General features: G+C 72.1%; 16 protein-coding genes. 7 read left to right on the plus strand and 9 right to left on the minus strand.

The genetic code is table 11. The annotated features are described in order from the left end of the window. Positions 1-55: 55 nt before the first annotated feature. Genes IE275_RS43260 through IE275_RS43270 form a run of 3 tightly spaced genes read right to left on the minus strand, consistent with a single transcriptional unit; the run spans position 56 to position 3,105 of the window. Complete coding sequence (locus IE275_RS43260) at positions 56-649, minus strand: TetR/AcrR family transcriptional regulator (protein WP_189718202.1); 594 nt, start codon at positions 647-649, stop codon at positions 56-58. Positions 650-676: 27 nt separating this feature from the next. Further along, positions 677-2,344 carry a class I adenylate-forming enzyme family protein gene (locus tag IE275_RS43265; protein ID WP_189718203.1) on the minus strand — a complete coding sequence of 556 codons (1,668 nt, stop codon included), beginning with the start codon at positions 2,342-2,344 and terminating at the stop codon, positions 677-679. Then, complete coding sequence (locus IE275_RS43270; RefSeq protein WP_189718204.1) at positions 2,341-3,105, minus strand: SDR family oxidoreductase; 765 nt, start codon at positions 3,103-3,105, stop codon at positions 2,341-2,343. Before IE275_RS43270 ends, IE275_RS43265 begins: the two co-directional genes overlap by 4 nt. 170 nt (positions 3,106-3,275) lie before the next feature. On the opposite strand from IE275_RS43270, the gene IE275_RS43275 reads away from it, so the two are divergent. Together IE275_RS43275 and IE275_RS43280 are read left to right on the plus strand one after the other, a co-directional pair. Continuing rightward, positions 3,276-4,496 (plus strand): exo-beta-N-acetylmuramidase NamZ family protein, encoded by a 1,221-nt coding sequence (locus IE275_RS43275; protein ID WP_189718205.1) that lies wholly within the window; start codon positions 3,276-3,278, stop codon positions 4,494-4,496. Between the two features lie 81 nt (positions 4,497-4,577). Beyond that, positions 4,578-5,942: a serine-threonine protein kinase gene (locus IE275_RS43280; RefSeq protein WP_189718206.1), complete on the plus strand. Its 1,365-nt coding sequence runs from the start codon at positions 4,578-4,580 to the stop codon at positions 5,940-5,942. A gap of 22 nt (positions 5,943-5,964) precedes the next feature. On the opposite strand, the gene IE275_RS43285 is transcribed toward IE275_RS43280, so the two are convergent. After that, positions 5,965-8,754, minus strand: a complete 2,790-nt coding sequence (locus tag IE275_RS43285) for a penicillin acylase family protein (protein ID WP_189718207.1) — start codon at positions 8,752-8,754, stop codon at positions 5,965-5,967. 208 nt (positions 8,755-8,962) lie between these two features. Between IE275_RS43285 and IE275_RS43290 the strand changes: the two genes are divergently transcribed. Beyond that, complete coding sequence (locus IE275_RS43290; RefSeq protein WP_189718208.1) at positions 8,963-9,565, plus strand: hypothetical protein; 603 nt, start codon at positions 8,963-8,965, stop codon at positions 9,563-9,565. Positions 9,566-9,669: 104 nt separating this feature from the next. Continuing rightward, entirely contained in the window at positions 9,670-10,395 is a 726-nt protein-coding gene (locus IE275_RS43295; RefSeq protein WP_189718209.1) for a 3-keto-5-aminohexanoate cleavage protein, read from the plus strand. On the opposite strand, the gene IE275_RS43300 is transcribed toward IE275_RS43295, so the two are convergent. Beyond that, a complete protein-coding gene (locus IE275_RS43300; RefSeq protein WP_189718210.1) occupies positions 10,341-11,075 on the minus strand; it encodes a hypothetical protein in 735 nt (244 codons plus the stop codon). The genes IE275_RS43295 and IE275_RS43300 overlap by 55 nt on opposite strands. Positions 11,076-11,234: 159 nt before the next feature. Here IE275_RS43300 and IE275_RS43305 point away from each other — a divergent pair, with 159 nt between their 5' ends. Beyond that, the gene (locus IE275_RS43305; RefSeq protein ID WP_189718211.1) at positions 11,235-12,302 is read left to right on the plus strand and encodes an RNA ligase (ATP); all 1,068 of its coding nucleotides are present in this window, start codon (positions 11,235-11,237) and stop codon (positions 12,300-12,302) included. Between the two features lie 28 nt (positions 12,303-12,330). On the opposite strand, the gene soxR is transcribed toward IE275_RS43305, so the two are convergent. After that, entirely contained in the window at positions 12,331-12,801 is a 471-nt protein-coding gene (gene soxR / locus IE275_RS43310; RefSeq protein WP_308435786.1) for a redox-sensitive transcriptional activator SoxR, read from the minus strand. Positions 12,802-12,912: 111 nt separating this feature from the next. Here soxR and IE275_RS43315 point away from each other — a divergent pair, with 111 nt between their 5' ends. After that, a complete protein-coding gene (locus IE275_RS43315) occupies positions 12,913-13,374 on the plus strand; it encodes a MaoC family dehydratase (protein ID WP_189718213.1) in 462 nt (153 codons plus the stop codon). Here IE275_RS43315 and IE275_RS43320 read toward each other — a convergent pair. The 3 genes from IE275_RS43320 to IE275_RS43330 form a co-directional block, all read right to left on the minus strand. Continuing rightward, positions 13,371-14,030 (minus strand): TetR/AcrR family transcriptional regulator, encoded by a 660-nt coding sequence (locus IE275_RS43320; RefSeq protein ID WP_189718214.1) that lies wholly within the window; start codon positions 14,028-14,030, stop codon positions 13,371-13,373. The genes IE275_RS43315 and IE275_RS43320 overlap by 4 nt on opposite strands. A 91-nt stretch (positions 14,031-14,121) precedes the next feature. Next, the gene (locus IE275_RS43325) at positions 14,122-14,409 is read right to left on the minus strand and encodes a YiaA/YiaB family inner membrane protein (RefSeq protein WP_189718215.1); all 288 of its coding nucleotides are present in this window, start codon (positions 14,407-14,409) and stop codon (positions 14,122-14,124) included. 61 nt (positions 14,410-14,470) lie between these two features. Next, positions 14,471-15,622: an acyl-CoA dehydrogenase family protein gene (locus IE275_RS43330; RefSeq protein ID WP_189718217.1), complete on the minus strand. Its 1,152-nt coding sequence runs from the start codon at positions 15,620-15,622 to the stop codon at positions 14,471-14,473. Between the two features lie 90 nt (positions 15,623-15,712). On the opposite strand from IE275_RS43330, the gene IE275_RS43335 reads away from it, so the two are divergent. Next, positions 15,713-16,354 (plus strand): TetR/AcrR family transcriptional regulator, encoded by a 642-nt coding sequence (locus IE275_RS43335; protein ID WP_189718216.1) that lies wholly within the window; start codon positions 15,713-15,715, stop codon positions 16,352-16,354. Positions 16,355-16,582: the final 228 nt, after the last annotated feature.

A 16,582-nucleotide genomic window follows, 5' to 3' on the forward strand; every position in this document is an offset into this window, starting at 1 on the left:
GGTGACGGGTGAGGGGCGGCCGCCGCGGCAGCCGCCCCTCACCCGTGTGCGCGTCCTACGGACGCAGCGCCCGCAGCAGCAGGTCGGCCAGGTGGTCGGCGACCTCCTGGGGGCCCATGGGGCCGTCGGGGCGGTACCAGGTGGACAGGTGGTGGACCGAGCCGAAGTGGTAGTCGACCACCAGGTCCGCCGGGGTCGCCGTCGAGAAGACGCCGGCCTGCTGGCCCTCCTCGACGAGCGCGCGGAAGCGTTCGTGGTAGCGCCGGCGCTCGGCCCGGACCTGCTTGTTCTTCTCGGGGCTCAGATGGTGCATCGAGCGGAAGAAGATCGAGGCGTCGTCGAGGTTCTCGATCGTCGTGACGACGACGTCGGCCGCCGCTCCCCGCAGCCGCTTCTCGATCGGTTCGTCGGCGTTCGCGAAGGTGTCGAGGCGCTCCTGCTGGACGCGCAGCACGCGCGCGTACACCTCGTGCAGCAGGTCGTCCTTGGAGCCGAAGTAGTGGTACAGCGCCCCCTTGGTGACGCCGGCCGCCTCGACGATCTCCTGCACCGAGGTGCGGTCGTAGCCACGCTCGGCGAAGAGCCGGGTGGCGGCGGCGAGCAGCCTTTGCGGGACCGGGGTCTCTCCGCCGTCCGTCGTCCTGGGCACTGCCGCCACCTGCCTTTCGCGTCGTTCCTACTGGCTGTCGTGCGCGCGGGAACGCAGTTCCCGCCGGAGGATCTTCCCACTTGCCGTTTTCGGCAGGTCGGGCAGGATCTCCACTTGCCGCGGATACTTGTAGGCCGCCAGTCTGTCCTTGCAGTAGGCGGCGAGCGTACCGGCATCCGTGTCGGCGCCGGGACGCAGGCTGATATAGGCCTTGACGGTCTCCCCGCGATAGCCGTCGGGCACCCCGACGACGGCCGCCTCGCGCACCGCCGGGTGGGTGTAGAGCACGTCCTCGACCTCGCGCGGCCACACCTTGAAGCCGGACGCGTTGATCATGTCCTTCTTGCGGTCGACGACATACAGCCAGCCCCGCTCGTCCATGAACCCGATGTCCCCGGTGCGCAGCTCACCGCCGGGGAAGGTCTCGGCGGTGGCGTCGGGCCGCCGCCAGTACCCGGGAACCACCTGCGGGCCACGTACGACGATCTCGCCCTGCTCCCCGAAGGGCACCTCGGCGCCCTGCTCGTCGACGATCCGGACGACCGTGTCGGGGCCGGGCACGCCGACGGCGAGGGTCCCGGAGGCCGGATCGACCGGCGCCTCGTGCTGGGGCGGGACGGAGGCGCAGGGGGCCGTGCACTCGGTGAGCCCGTAGCCGTTGCGGATGTACGGCCCGAAGCCCGCCCGGAACTTCTCCACCAGAGCCGGCGGCACGGGCGCACCGCCGGAGGAGATGTGCACGAAGGAGGAGAAGTGCTCGCGGGTGACGGCCGGGTGGGCGGCCAGGGCCATGAAGGCCGTGGAGGGGCCCACCGTGTAGTGCGGCCGGTGCTCGGCGAACGCGTCGAGCACCACCCCGGCCTCGAAGCGGTACGTCAGCACCAGCGTGCCGGCGCTGTTCACACAGGCGCCGAGCTGGCAGACCATGCCGGTGATGTGGAACAGGGGCGCGAGCGCGTAGTAGACGGGCGCCTCGGGCAGGCGCAGGCCGGTGCGCTGCCGCTCGGCGTTGACCATGATGTTGGCGTGCGTGTTCGTGGCGCCCTTGGGGGTGCCGCTGGTGCCCGAGGTGTAGCTGATCAGGGCGATGTCGGCGGGGGCGGGGTCCCGGTCGGCGGGTGCCGGGCGGCCCGCGCGGGCCACGGCCGCCAGGTCGTCGGTGTCCTCGGTCCGCGGGAGGCGTTCGACGTTCAGCACGCGCGCGTCGCCGCGGGTCTGGAAGTCCAGCTCGCATGCGGTGAGCACGATCCGCACCGGCGAGTCGGCCGCCGTCTCGCGCAGATACGACTCCCAGGCCAGGTCCGAGCAGATCAGCGCGGCCACCTCGCCGTCCCGCAGGACGTGGGCCACCTCCCCCGACTTGTACATGGGGTTGACCGGGACGACGGTCGCGCCCGCCTTCCAGGCGCCGAGCAGTGCCAGCACGAACAGCGGGGAGTTCTGGAGCAGGATCGCCACCCGGTCGCCGCGCTCCAGGCCGCGGGCGGCGAGGTGGCCGGCGACGGAGTCGCTCAGCTCGTCGACCTCGCGGTAGCCGAGCCGTCCGTCGAAGTAGGCGAGGCAGGTGCGGTCCGGGGCCTCGGCGGCGGACCGGCGCAGGGCGTGCACCAGGGAGTCGGCGGGGTCGACCGGGGCGCGCTGGGCGTCGTCGAGGAGGGCCAGCCAGGGCTTGGCCGCGTAGCGGGAGATGGTCACTCCGCATCCTCCCACTTGCGCTGGAGGTGGTTCATGTTGGTCAGCCAGCGGTCGGGGTCGGCGGCGCGCAGCTGGTAGTACCCGGCGACCTCGGCGTGCGGCAGGATCAGGAAGCGGTCCTCGGCGATCCCCTTGAACAGGGCGTCCGCGACGTCCCCCGGCTCGATCGCGGTCGGCTTGAGCACCAGGTCGCCCGCGCTGCCGGTGGCGTCCAGCATGTCGGTGCGCACCCCCTGGGGGCAGATCGCGTGGACCTTGATCCCCCGGTGCCGGTAGGTCAGCGACAGCCACTCGGCGAAGGCGTAGGCGCCGTGCTTGGTGACGCTGTAGGGGGCCGCGCCGATCATGGTGAGCAGCCCGGCGGCGGAGACGGTGGAGACGAAGCGGCCCGTGCCGCGCTCCAGCCAGTCGGGCAGCAGGGCGTGCGCCGCGCGGACATGCGCCATGACGTTGACGTCCCAGGCCTGGGCCCAGACGGCCTCGCCGGCGGCCTCGGAACCGCCCGAGGCGACCCCGGCGTTGGCGCAGTACACGTCGACCGTGCCGCCGAGCGCCTCGCGGGCCGGCTCCACGACGGTGGCGGCGTCCCCGGGCACGGCGATCCCGCCGATCTCCTCGGCGACGGCCCGCGCCCGCCCGGCGTCCAGGTCGTTGACCACCACCCGCGCCCCTTCGGCGGCGAACCGCCGGGCCAGTGCGGCCCCGATGCCGCCTCCCGCTCCGGTGACGACCACTCCGGCATCCTGCACGGCTTCCACCATCGGTCTCCTTCGACGCGACTGCGGCACGACATGACGTGCGTCGGCTCTGCCGGGCCAGACTAACCGGTCGGTATGTTTGAGGAAAGGGCGATGGCAGCACCGTAAGGGGCGCGGGGAACGGCGCGGACGCCCGCACCCTCCCGCACCCGACCCCTGCCCTCGGGAGCCGCATGGACCTGACCAGAAGAACCCTGCTCGCAGCCCCGGCGGCCCTGCCGCTCCCCACAGCGGCCCGCTCACGCCCGCGCGTGCGCACCGGCTTCGACCGCCTGGCCGCCGACGGGTACGCGCTGCTCGACGGCCGGCGGATCGGTGTCGTCACCAACCCGACCGGCGTCACCGCCGACGCCCGGCACATCGTGGACGTCATGCACGCCGACGACCGGGTGAACCTGACCGCCGTCTTCGGTCCGGAGCACGGCTTCCGGGGCACCGCCCAGGCGGGCGGTTCCGAGGGCCGCCACACCGACCCGGCGACCGGGCTGCCCGTCCACGACACCTACCTCATGAGCGGCCGGCCGCTGGCCGACGTGTTCACCGCCTCCGGCGTGGACACGGTCGTCTTCGACATCCAGGACGTGGGCGCCCGTTTCTACACGTACATCTGGACGCTCCACGACTGCATGGAGGCGGCGCGGCTGGCCGGGAAGCGGTTCGTGGTGCTGGACCGGCCGAACCCGGTGACCGGGCGGGCGGCGCACGGGCCCGTGCTGCACCCGGAGTTCGCGTCGTTCGTCGGACGCCGGCCGATCGCGCAGGCGCACGGGATGACCGTGGCGGAGCTGGCCCGGCTGTTCGACGGGGAGTTCCTGGACTCGGCGGTGGAGCTGGACACCGTGGAGATGAGCGGGTGGCGGCGGACGGACCGGTTCGAGGCCTGCGGGCTGCCCTGGGTGCCGCCGAGCCCGAACATGCCGACCCCCGACACCGCGCTGGTGTACGCGGGGACGTGCCTCTTCGAGGGCACCAACCTGTCGGAGGGACGCGGCACGACCCGGCCGTTCGAGCTGCTCGGCGCGGAGGGGATCGACGGGCGGTGGGCGGCCGCGGCGAACGCGCTGGGGCTGCCGGGAGTGCGGTTCAGGGAGGCGTACTTCGCGCCCGCCTTCTCGAAGTTCCAGGGCAAGGCCGTGGGCGGGGTGCAGCTCCATGTGCACGACCGGGACGCCTTCAACCCGGTGCGCACCGGGATCGCCCTGCTGGTGACCGCCAGCCGGGTGTGGAGCGGCTTCGCCTGGCGGCCCGACCGGTGGATCGACAGGCTCACCGGTTCGGCGTGGGTGCGGACCGCGATCGACGCCGGGGCGGGGGTCGAGGACGTGGTCGCCGGGTGGCGGGAGGAGTTGGGAGTGTTCCGGCGGACCCGGCGGGAGTATCTGCTCTACGGATGAGACGTGACGTATGGCCAAGTCCGCCCGTTGGCAGGACGATGCGCTCCTGTCGCGCACCGCTCCGGGGGACGGGGGCCTGTCATGGCACAGTCGGCAATGAGTGTGACTCCCTACTGGGAACTGACCTTCGACGCGGACGGGGACGTCGACGGCGCCCAGCGGGACCGGCTGCTGGCCGGGGCGAAGCAGCGCAAGGTCCACGATCTGATCGTCTTCTCGCACGGCTGGAACAGCGACCGCTCCGGCGCCACCGCGCTCTACAGCCGCTTCTTCGCGCCGTTCCCGCAGCTCGTCCCGGGTGCCCGGATCGGGTACGTGGGGGTGCTGTGGCCGTCGATGCGGTTCTCGGACGAGCCGATCCCGGATCTCCCGCGGTCCGTCGTGGCCGGGGTGAACGGCGGCCCGGTGCTCGACGAGGAGACCCGGCACGCGCTGCTGGAGACGTTCCCGGGCCGGGCCACGGTGGTCGAGCAGATCGCCCGGATGCTGGAGCAGCGGCCGCCCGAGGCGGGCGAACTGGAGGAGTTCGGGCGGCTGGTGAGGCTGCTGGTGGACGGGGTGCCGGCGGGGCCGCAGGCGCCGTTCGCGGCGGACACCGTGGCGGAGGGGGTGCCGCAGGACGAGCCGGAGATGTTCGCCGGGGCGACGGCGGCGGTCTGCGAGACGTTCGCGCAGGCGCTGGGCCGGCTCCGGTCGGGGGGTGGCAGCCGGGAGTTCGGCCTGCCCAACCCGTGGGACGGGGCGCACGAGCTGCTGCGGCAGGCGACGTACTACGCGATGAAGCGGCGGGCCGGGACGGTCGGCGAGCGGGGCCTCGGGCCGCTGATCGGCCGGCTGGCGGCCGCGGCGCCCGGGGTGCGGGTGCATCTGGTGGGGCACAGCTTCGGCGCGCGGCTGGTGTCGTTCGCGCTGCGCGGCCTGCCGCGGGGGGTGCGCACCGTGAAGTCCGTGACGCTCCTCCAGGGGGCCTTCTCGCACTACGCGTTCGCCACCCGGCTGCCGCACGACCCGCGCGCGGGCGGGGTGTTGCAGGGGCAGCAGAACCGGGTCGACGGTCCCCTGGTGTGCTGCTTCTCCCAGCACGACTCGGCGCTGGGCACGATGTACCCGCTGGCGTCCCGGATGGCGGGCGACGCGCGCGGGGTGCTGGCGGAGCCGGAGGCCGTGGCGGCCGGTGACACCGGGCCCGCCCCGGCGGAGTTCGGTGTCGGGGACATGCTCGGCGCCCGGTGGGGGGCCCTGGGGCACGACGGTGTGCAGGCCGTCCCGGGGACGCCCGCGTACCCGCTCGCCAAGGCCCTGACCGTGCCGCTGCCGGCGTCGGGGTGCGTGAACATCGACGCGGCGGCGGTGGTCCGGCGCGGGGGCGCGCCGGCCGGGGCGCACTGCGACATCGTGCACCCCGAGCTGGCGCGGATCGTGCTGGCGGCGGGCCGGATCCACTGACCGGCCCACCGCCCTCGGGAGGTCACCGGTGGGACGTGAACTCCACCACCTGCTGGAACGTGGGCCGGTTCTGCCAGCTGATGTTGCCGTGCTTGATGCCGCCCAGGGTGCGCTGGACGATCGAGTCGGCGCACCACTGGTTGCCGGCCGCGCACAGGGTGTCGCCCGGGTAGACCTGGGCCGCGGTCTTGCCGGCCGCCGTCTTCAGGGTGCTGATGAGGACGTCACGGCAGCCGCTGACGGTGCCGCCGCCGCAGTACTTGCGCGGCAGCGCGCCCTGGACCGGCTCGCCGAGCACGGACCGGATGTCCTTGTCGACATAGCTCCACCAGCCGTACTGGAAGGAGCTGCCGGCGTGGGCGCCGGTCGGGCCGTGGGCGGCCGACGGTGTCTCGTCGATGGGCAGGTTGGCGGTGAACGCCGTGTAGAGGCCGGTGCCGAGACCCGGTTCGAACTCGGCCTTCACCAGCAGCGGCCACCAGGCGTCCAGGATGCGGATCGCGTCGGCGTCGGCGTAGGTCTTCGAACCGGCCGTGGTCTCCGTGCGTCTGCCGCCCGCCGTCAGCCAGGTCTGGAGCTTGGTGACGGCGGCCGCCGCGGTGGTGTCGGTGACCGTGGAGCTGTTGATCACCTTCAGCAGGTCGGGCAGGACGTCCTCGGCGCGCAGATCGGCGAGGGCCGCGTCCGCCATCGCCTTCGTCAGGGACGCGCGGGTGACCCCGCCGGCCGCGACCAGCTTCTTCACCCGGTCCTCCAGGAGGTTGCCGCGGTGCACGGAACCGTTGCCCCAGGAGGCGGTCGCGTAGTCCAGGGCCTGCTTGTTGTTCCAGGAGACGTAGTAGTCCTGGTCGATGGAGTTCGGGTGCGCGGAAGCGGGCGTGTAGCCGGCCGTGTTGGTGGCCGGCACCCAGTTCTTCCACTCGTACGCCGGCTGCGCCCAGACCGGGAACTCGGCGTCGACGCCGGTCGCGCGCACCGGGTTGTCGCCGCTGTTGTAGTACGCGGTGTGCGTGGAGTCGGCGTAGAACCAGTTGAAGGTGTAGTTGATGTGCTGCACCGCGCTCTGGAAGGTCTCCGGGCCCTTGACGTGGTCGGGGTCGTTCAGCATCTGGAAGCCGATGATGGAGTCGGCCTCGTGCAGGAAGGAGGAGCGCAGGGTGGTGTAGGCGACCTTCTTGCCGCCGACGGTCGCCCGGTACTCCACGGGTCCGTACTTCGTGCGCCACACGCGCATGGTGTACGAGCCGACGGCGGTGCCGTCGGCCGTGGTCGGCTTCCAGGCGTTCTTCTGCTCGACCTTGTCCATGGCCGTGCAGGTGCCGCGGTACAGGTAGTGGTAGTCGTCCTGGCACAGCTCGACCGCGTAGGTGTCGATGATGTCCTGGCCGGAGGTCGTGGCGCTCCACGCGTAGTCCTGGCCGCGGCCCAGTTCGACGTACATGCTCAGGCCCGCGAAGGAGGCTCCTCGGGCGCTGATGCCCGGACCCTGGATCTCCTGGAGCATGAGCAGCTGCGGGGCGAAGTAGCCGGTCTGCGGGCCGAAGACGGCGACCGGGTGGCCGCCGGCGGTGGCCCGGCCGCTGACCACGAGGGCGTTGGACATGCCGCGCCGGGCGGAGCTGACGGCCGTCGCGGCCGCCGTGGCGGAGGCGGCGGTGGCGCTCGTGTCGGCGCCGGTGCCCGTGGCGTCGTAGATCAGCGGCTCCCGGACGACCGAGCCGGCGTCGGGGAGGGCCTCGCCCTGCGGGTCGTCGGGCTTGGTGGCGTACGGGAAGCTCTCGCCGTCGTGGACGGTGAGAACGGCCTCGGGGTCGTTGCGTTCGCGGAACGCCTCCCAGACCTCGGTGCCCTCCTGAACGCCGTACTTCTCCTGTGCGGCGAGCAGGGAGAGGGCGTTGTCGACCTCGCCGCCGCCGCCGGAGCCGAAGAGCGCGCCGATGACCGAGGCCAGCGCCACCAGGTCGGTGATCTTGAAGTGGTCGATGGTGCCGGCGTTGGTGATTGAGTCCTTGTGTCCGGTCAGGACGTATTCACCGGGGAAGTAGCGGCCGCTGTCGGAGGCGTCGATGTACGCGTTGATGCCGTCGAGGTAGGCGCCCGCGTCGGCGAGGGCCTGCTGGCCGCGGGTGCCGTTGGTGGCGACGGCGTTGTCGATCTGGGCCTGGAGGTCTGCCTCGGTGTACGGAGCGTTGCGCCAGAACTGCTGTTCCAGCCCCTGGTTGGACGGGTCGCCGCCCGCGAAGTTCGTGAGCTGGCCGCGGCCGACGTGGCGGAAGACGTCCATGAGCCACAGCCGGTCCTGGGCGGCCGCATATCCGACACCGAACTCGGTGCCGTATCTGGTGGTACCGGTGATGTGCGGTACGCCCGTCTTCTTGTCGCGGACGATCGTCACGTCGCTGCGGCCCGCGGGCTTCAGGGTGGAGGCGACTTGATCGGACGTGACACCGAAGGACGCGTCGTTGAAGAAGGTGTTGATGGTGGCGTTGGTGAGGGTGGGGTAACCCTTGGCCAGGTTGGCGTAGGGGCCGAGCTGGTCCTCGGCGTGCTCGGGCTGGGTGCCGAAGGCCTGGTTGAGCAGGATCTGGGCCAGGGTGGCGTTGCCGTTCTCGCCGGGCGGCAGGATGTCGGAACACTGGCCGCCGCAGTAGTCGTTCGCCGCCGCGGCCTGCTCGGCCGCCGAGGCCGTCTGGGCGAGGGGCGACAGAAGACCGGCGACGAGGGTGCATACGGAGGCGGTCTTCAGGAACCCGGGGAATCTGCCGGGAGTTCTCAGTCTGTCGAGAGTGGTGCGGGGGGTTCGCCGTGGCATCGGCTGCTCCTAGCGACGGGGGTGGCCGGAAGGTTACCGCCGGTATCCCCGGGATTGAAGATGAACATGCGTCAAGTTTTCGGCTGCCGAAGGTCGTCGGAGATCGGATGGAGCCGAATCGCTTGTCGATACGTCTACTCGACGACGTCCATGCGACGACGCCGAAGTGACCGAAGTACAGGTGCAGATGTGACGGAGGTGCAAGGCGATGGCCGGTTTCCGGAGTCTGGCGAGACAGGTACGAGACCCGCGGTGCGATCTGGCCCTGCGGAGGTACTCGCTGCGCAAGTGCCTGGAGCGGTTCGCCCCTTACGGGCACCGGGCGACCTGGGACCATCTGTGCTCCCGGGCCGGGTTCGGACCCGAGGACCGCTCCCCCGATCCGGCGCGGCTCGTGGCCGCGTTGGACGAACTGGAGGAGGCGCGGGCGGTGTGGCTGGCCTACGAGGTCGAGTTCGCCGAGCGCCGCAAGAAGGAGAAGCACGACGGGCTGCGCAGGCCGGGCAGTGTCGACGACTGGCACCGGCTGACCTGGGGCGGCTTCGGCGTGGCCTGGTGCGACGACCCGCGGGTCCACCCCCGTGAACCGCTGGCCGAGGTGCTGCGCAGGCTGATCGCCGCGCTGGAGCGGGCACCGGGTTCCTCCTGCCCGGTCTGCGGCGGCGAACGGCTGCTGTGGAAGTACGACCTGGATCACGAACCGTCGGCGGGTCCGGTCTGTTCGGACTGCGGGATCCTCGTCCCGCGGCCCGTACTCACCCCGGAGGCGCTGGCGTACGCCCGGCGTGGACGGCTGCTGATGTCGGCCTGACGCGCCCCTGAGAGCACGGCGGGGGTGCGCCGGGGATGCCGCACCCCTGTATGGCCTCTCGGCCGTTGCGGTCGGCGGTCGCCGACGGATGGCACCATCGAGGCATGCAGGCCTGTCTGAACGGAGCGCGCGGAGCCGCCGACGGTGCGGTCGTGCCGCTGTCGCCCGAGGCGCTGGCCGCCTCCGCGGCCGAGGCCGTCGCGGCCGGGGCCACGGAGATCCACGTCCACCCCAAGACGCCGTGCGGACAGGACAGTCTGTCCCCCCGCGTGGTCGGTCCGGCCCTCGAGGCGATACGACGGCGGGTGGCGGTGCCGGTCGGGGTGACGACCGGAGCCTGGGCGGAGCCCGACCCCGCGCGGCGGCTGGAGCGGGTGCGGGGGTGGCCGGTGCCGCCCGACGCCGCCTCCGTCAACTGGCACGAGCCGGGCGCGGAGGAGCTCGCCGGGCAGCTGATGGGCAGCGGGATCGCCGTGGAGGCCGGCCTCTGGTCCGGGACGGACGGCCCGGCCCGGTTCGCCGCCTCGCCGCTCGCGCCCAGGGTGCTGCGGGTGCTCGCCGAGGTGACGGACCCGGATCCGGAGACCGCCGAGGAGTCGGCGCGGGCCCTGCTGTCCGAGCTGGGCGCCGCCCATGGTCTCCCCGTGCTGCTGCACGGCGAGGGCGGCGGCACCTGGCCGGTGCTGCGGCTGGCGGGACGGCTGGGGCTGGCGACCCGGATCGGGCTGGAGGACACCTTGTTCCTGCCGGACGGGCGACGGGCGGTGTCCAACGCTCAGTTGGTGGCGGAGGGGCTGTACCAGTACGGGTGCGCCCAGCGTTCGTCGTAGGGCAGGGCGAGGAGCGCGGCGCGGACGGCGAGGTCGGACTCGCCCGCCGCGCGCAGCCGGGCGGGGGCGTGCTCGGCGAGCCAGGCCTGGTGCTCGGCGATGACGGCGGGCTCGTCGTCCGGGTCCCACCAGGAGAAGGGCGCGCGGTCGGTGACGAGTTCGTACTGCCAGGAGGCGGCGCAGGTCGCCAGGTGGGCGTCTGCGACGGGGCCGGGCTCCCACCGGTCGAGGAGCGGGGTGAGCGTGCCGAGGATCATGGCGCAGGTCTCGAACACGTCGCCGACCGGGTACGGCGGGGCGGGCGTCGCAAGAACGTCCTGCCACCAGGCGTGCACGAACGCCGCCACGGCAGAGGCCTGTTCGGCCGGCCAGGTGCGCCAGGTGACCCTGGCCAGACCGTGGATGCCCCAGCCGACGCCTCCCAGCGTGCCGTCGGCCATGGCGTGGGCGGTCTGCGGCAGCAGCCGGCGCATCACGGCCGCGTGGTCCGCGAAGTGGCCGGGCACCTTGAAGACGAACCGCTCCACCACGTCGAGCGGCACCCGGACGTAGGGAGTGCGCAGGCGGGCGGTCTCCTCGGGACGGAAGCAGCGCTCGCAGCCGGTCTCGTGCGGGCTGGCGAAGCCGTTGAAGACCGTGTCGATGTCGTCGAGTGCGGCGGCGAGGGCCGGTGAGGGCATGGGAGTTCGTCCCGTCGGGACTCCGTGCGCGACGGCGCGTTGGCGGCGCCGGCCGAAGAGCGTGACGTTACCAGCCGCTAATCGGGTCGCTCCATCCCTTTCCCGCGACGAGAGTTGAGGACGATGAAACCGAGCTGAGGTACCGAAGGAGTCACCCGTATGTCGACGCTGCGCGTCACCGCAGAAGTGCTGACGGTCCATGAACACCCCAACGCCGACGCCCTCGAACTGGCCCAGGTCGGCCTCTACCGGGCGGTCGTCGCCAAGGGCGCCTACCGCACCGGGGAGGCCGCCCTCTACATCCCCGAGCAGTCGGTGCTCCCCACCGGCCTGGTCGAGGAGCTGGGGCTGACCGGGCGGCTGGCGGGCGGCAACTCGGACCGGGTGAAGGCGGTGCGGCTGCGGGGCGAGCTGTCGCAGGGCATCGTGTGCCGGCCGCGGGCGCTGGCGGACGTCGATCTCGCGCGGGCGGCCGCGGAGGGCACCGACTTCGCGGAGCGGCTCGGCATCGTGAAGTGGGTGCCGCCGATCCCGCCGACCATGAGCGGTGACGTCGAGGCGGCGCCGGATCTGCTGCCGTGGGTCGACATCGAGAACATCCAGCGCTACCCGGGCATCTTCGAGCCGGGCGAGCCGGTCGTCCTGACCGAGAAGCTGCACGGTTCGGCGTGCCTGCTGACCTATGCCGCGGACGAGGAGCGGGTGTACGTCTCCTCGAAGGGCTTCGGCGGGAAGTCGCTGGCCCTGAAGGAGGACCCGCGCAACCTCTACTGGCGGGCCGTGCGCGGCCACGGTGTCGCCGAGGCGGCGGCCCGGCTCGCCGAACGGCTCGGCGCGCGCCGGGTCGGGATCTTCGGCGAGGTGTACGGCGCGGGGGTCCAGGACCTGACGTACGGCGCGGACGGGCGGAGCGAGACGCTCGGGTACGCGGTGTTCGACGTGTCCGCGGAGATCGACGGAATGGTGCGGTGGCTGGACGCCGCGGAGCTGCTGGGCGGGGAACTTCCGCTGGTGCCGCGGCTGTTCGCGGGGCCGTACGACAGTGAGCGGGTGCTGGAGATCGCGACGGGGCGGGAGACCGTGTCGGGGCGGGAGCTGCATCTGCGGGAGGGTGTCGTGATACGGCCCGCCGTCGAGCGGTACAGCCCCGTGACCGGCGGGCGGGCCATCGCCAAGGCGGTGAGCGGGGCGTATCTGACCCGCAAGGGCGGCACGGAGTACGAGTGAGCACGTGAGCGGCCGGGGGGCGGGGGTTCTACTCCGCCCCCTTTCTGCGTTCCACGAGGAGGCGCGAACCGGAGGCGCGCTGACCGAAGGCGTCGTCGGGGTTGGACAGGACGCAGGTGTCGAGGGAGAGGCAGCCGCAGCCGATGCAGTCGGTGAGGTGGTCGCGGAGGCGGTTGAGCTGCTTGATGCGCTCGTCCAGCTCCGCCCGCCAGGTCTCGGACAGGCGCGCCCAGTCCTCGCGGGTGGGGGTGCGCTCCTCGGGGAGTTCGGCGAGGGCCTCGCGGATCGTGGCGAGCGGGATGCCGACGCGCTGGGCGGCACGGACGAAGGCGACCCGGCGGAGCGCGTCACGGTGGTAGCGGCGCTGGTTGCCAGGGGTGCGGCAGCTGCGGATCAGACCCTTGGACTCGTAGAAGTGCAGGGCGGAGACCGCGACACCGCTGCGGGCGGCGAGCTGGCCGACCGTGAGCTCGTTGATCGTCTCTGGAATCTGGGGCACCTCTCGAACCCTACCCATCACGTCACACCCCGCGTCCGTTGACAGCGGCCCGCGGCCCTACCATGCTAAGCAGTCGCTTAGCAGGACACCGTGCGAGAGGGCCGGAGACACATGGCAGAGCCGAGGATCTTCACGTCCGCCGACGAACTGAAGTCGGCCGTGGGCGAGCAGCTGGGCCACACCGACTGGCTGGAGATCGACCAGAAGCGCATCGACCTGTTCGCGGAGGCCACCGGTGACCACCAGTGGATCCATGTCGACCCGGAGCGCGCCGCCTCGGGCCCGTTCGGGACGACCATCGCGCACGGGTACCTGACCCTGTCCCTGCTGCCGCTCTTCGGGCCCCAGCTGATCGCGGTCGAGGGCGTGAAGATGGGCGTGAACTACGGGACGAACAAGGTGCGTTTCCCCGCGCCCGTCCCGGTCGGCTCACGGCTGCGCGCGACGGCGCGGATCAGCGGCGTGGAGGACGTGACCGGCGGCGTCCAGGTCACCCTCGCGTTCACCGTGGAGCGCGAGGGCGCGGACAAGCCGGTCTGCGTGGCGGAGTCGGTCTCCCGGTACTACGTCTAGGACCCGTTTCCGGCGGGGGCCGGTGGGGGCTGCTTCTCCGCGCCCACCATCCGCAGCACGAGGTCGGCGTAGAGCGCGCCGACCTCGTCGGGCGTGCGCGGGCCGTCGACGTTGAACCAGCGGGCCACGTCGATGCAGAGGGAGAGCACGGCGAGGGTGGTGCCGTGGATGTCCAGCACGTCGAACTCGCCGGAGGCCACACCCTCCTCGATGATCCCGCGCACCTCGGCGTCGACCTGCCGGCGCAGCGCGAGGATCTCGGCGCGCGCGTCCGGTCCGAGCGCCTCCAGCTCGTACTGCACCACCCGTGCGGTGGTGCGCCGTCCGGCGTGCCAGCGGACGAACGAGCCGACCGCTTCCGCGAGCCGCTGGGCCGGGGTGCCCGCGCCCTCGGCGGCCGTGCGCAGGATGGCCAGCGCGCGGTCGTGGCCGATCCGGCTGATGCGGTGGAGCAGCTCTTCCTTGGTCTTGTAGTGGATGTAGAGCGCCGCCGGGCTCATGCCCGCACGGCCCGCGATGTCGCGGGTCGTGGTCGCGTGGTAGCCACGCTCGGCGAAGGCCTCCACGGCCGCGACGAGCAGTCGCCGTGCCGCGTCAGGGGTGACCTCTTCCCACGGCTCGATCTCGCCGCCGGTCGTCTCCTCCGCCGTACTCATCGCTCGCTCGCCCCTCTCGGTACAGGAGCTACACCATACCGCCCGAGGTGAGCGGCCGCTTAGAGTGCCCGCTCGGCCCCGGGGGAAGCCCTCAGAGCTTCTCGAAGGGGTCGTGTGCGGCCAGGAGCTTCTCCAGCCGGGCCTGGTCGACCCGGCTCACGATCGTGCCCGCCTCCTGGCGGTCCCGGATCACCTTCGCCAGCGTGAAGGCGGAGGTCACCAGATACAGGACGGCGATCGCCAGGAAGGACCGCACCCAGGCGTCGGTGTCCAGCTGGTAGATGCCGACGGCCGTGGCCGACATGGCGACGGCGAAGGAGGCGACGGCCTGACCGTAGAAGGCGGCCGTGTTCTGCTGCTTGACGGGTGTGTCACTCATGGGGACCAGCGTCGCCGGGTGTGGCCGGAACCACATCCGCTCGGATACTCAGTTCCGGTACTCAGAACGCCGAGACCCCCGTCAGCGCCCGCCCGATGACCAGCTTCTGGATCTGGCTGGTGCCCTCGTAGAGGGTCATCACCCGGGCGTCCCGCAGCAGCTTGCCCGCCGGGTACTCGTCGATGTAGCCGTAGCCGCCGAAGACCTGGAGGGCGTTGTTCGCGGCGCGCACGGCGGCCTCCGAGGCGAACAGCTTGGCCTTGGAGGACTCGGTGGCGAAGGGCAGCCCGCGGTCGATCAGGTCGGCGACGCGCCAGGTCAGCAGCCGGGCCGCGTCGACGTCCACGGCGATGTCACTGATCAGCTCCTGGACCAGCTGATGGTGGGCGATGGTCCTGCCGAACTGCTCGCGCTCCCCCGCGTACCGCACCGCGGCGTCCAGCGCGGCCTGCGCCAGGCCGACACAGCCCGCCGCGACCGACATCCGGCCCTTGGCCAGCGCCGACATGGCGACCGAGAAGCCCTTGCCCTCCTCGCCGAGCAGCGCGGACGCGGGGACCCGGACGTCCTGAAGGACCAGTTCGGCGGTCGCCTGGCCGCGCAGGCCGAGCTTGCCGTGGACGGTGCGGCGGCTGAGGCCGGGGGTGTCGGTGGGGACGAGGAACGCGGAGACGCCCTTGTGGCCGGGGGCGTCCGTGGAGCGGGCGAAGAGCAGGACGACGTCGGCCCAGGTGCCGTTGGTGATGAACATCTTCGTGCCGCTGATGACGTACTCGTCGCCGTCGCGGACCGCGCGGGTGGCGAGGTTGCCGGCGTCCGAGCCGGTGCCGGGCTCGGTGAGGCCGAAGCAGCCGACGTACGCGCCGGAGGTGAGCCCCGGCAGCCAGGCGCGCCGCTGCTCCTCGTCCCCCCAGGCGGCGATCGTCTTGGCGACCAGCCCCAGCGACACCGAGACGATCCCGCGCACGGAGGAATCGCCGCGGCCCAGTTCCTCCGTGACCAGGCAGTACGCGAGGTGGTCGCCGCCGGATCCGCCGTACTCCTCGTCGATCGTCAGGCCCAGGAAGCCGACCTCGCCGAGCTTCTTGACGACCGACCGGTCGACCTCCTCGGCACGGTCCCAGGCGACGACGTGCGGGGCGATCTCGCGGTCCACGAAGTCCCGGGCGAGCCGTCTGACGGCCTCCTGCTCCTCGCTGAGCCCCAGGTTCACCACGAGATCACCTCACAGAAGAAGACCCTTGAAAGCCGGACATTTAAATTAGCACTGCTAGTTTCAAGGTGCAGCCCTACTATGTGCGCCATGGCCCGACCGCGCAAGCCCTTGCTCAACACCGACCGGATCGTCGAGACCGCCCGGAGGCTCGTGGACGCGGAGGGCCTGCCGGCCGTCTCCACGCGCCGGCTGGCGGCCGAACTGGGGGTCAGCGGGCCCTCCCTCTACAACCACTTCCGCACCAAGGACGAGATCCTGGAGGCCGTCGCCGACTCGGTGAGCGCCCAGGTCGACCTGTCGATGTTCGAGGACGGGCGGGAGTGGCGGACCGCGCTGCACGACTGGGCGGTCTCCTACCGGGCCGCCCTGCTCGACCACCCCAACATCGTCCCCGTCCTCGCCCAGGGCCCCGGCCGCCGCCCGGCCGGACTCCGGCTCGCCGACGCGGTGTACGGCGGGATGGTCGCCGCGGGCTGGCCGCCCGCGCAGGCCACCTCCATCGGCGCGCTGATGCGGTACTTCGTGATGGGCTCCGCGCTCGGCTCGTTCGCCGGCGGCTTCGTCGACGACGCGAGCGCGTACGACCCCGCCGACTACCCCCACCTCGGACAGGCGCACCGGCTCGCCGAGCAGCAGGAGAAGATCGACGAGCGGGCCTTCGAGACGGGACTGACGGCCCTGCTGGAGGGGCTGGCCCGCCAGTACGAGCGGCTGCGGCGGATCGCCTAGGTCGTGTCCGCAAAGTGGCGTCGTCTGCCCGCAGGGCAGGGCTCGCGGCGTCCGGTGCGGTACATCGCAAGGCGGAGGGTCGCCCGCGTACTGGGTGTACGCGGGTGATCCCGACAACGCGGCGAGGTGCCGTGCCGGGCGTCGCGAGCCAGACGGGACTTTGCGGACACGGCCTAGTACTGCAACGGTGTCTGCACTGATTGCTGGGCAGGTGTCAGGGGCTGTGTC

This window comes from Streptomyces phaeofaciens, from assembly GCF_014648915.1.
GTDB lineage: Bacteria > Actinomycetota > Actinomycetes > Streptomycetales > Streptomycetaceae > Streptomyces > Streptomyces phaeofaciens.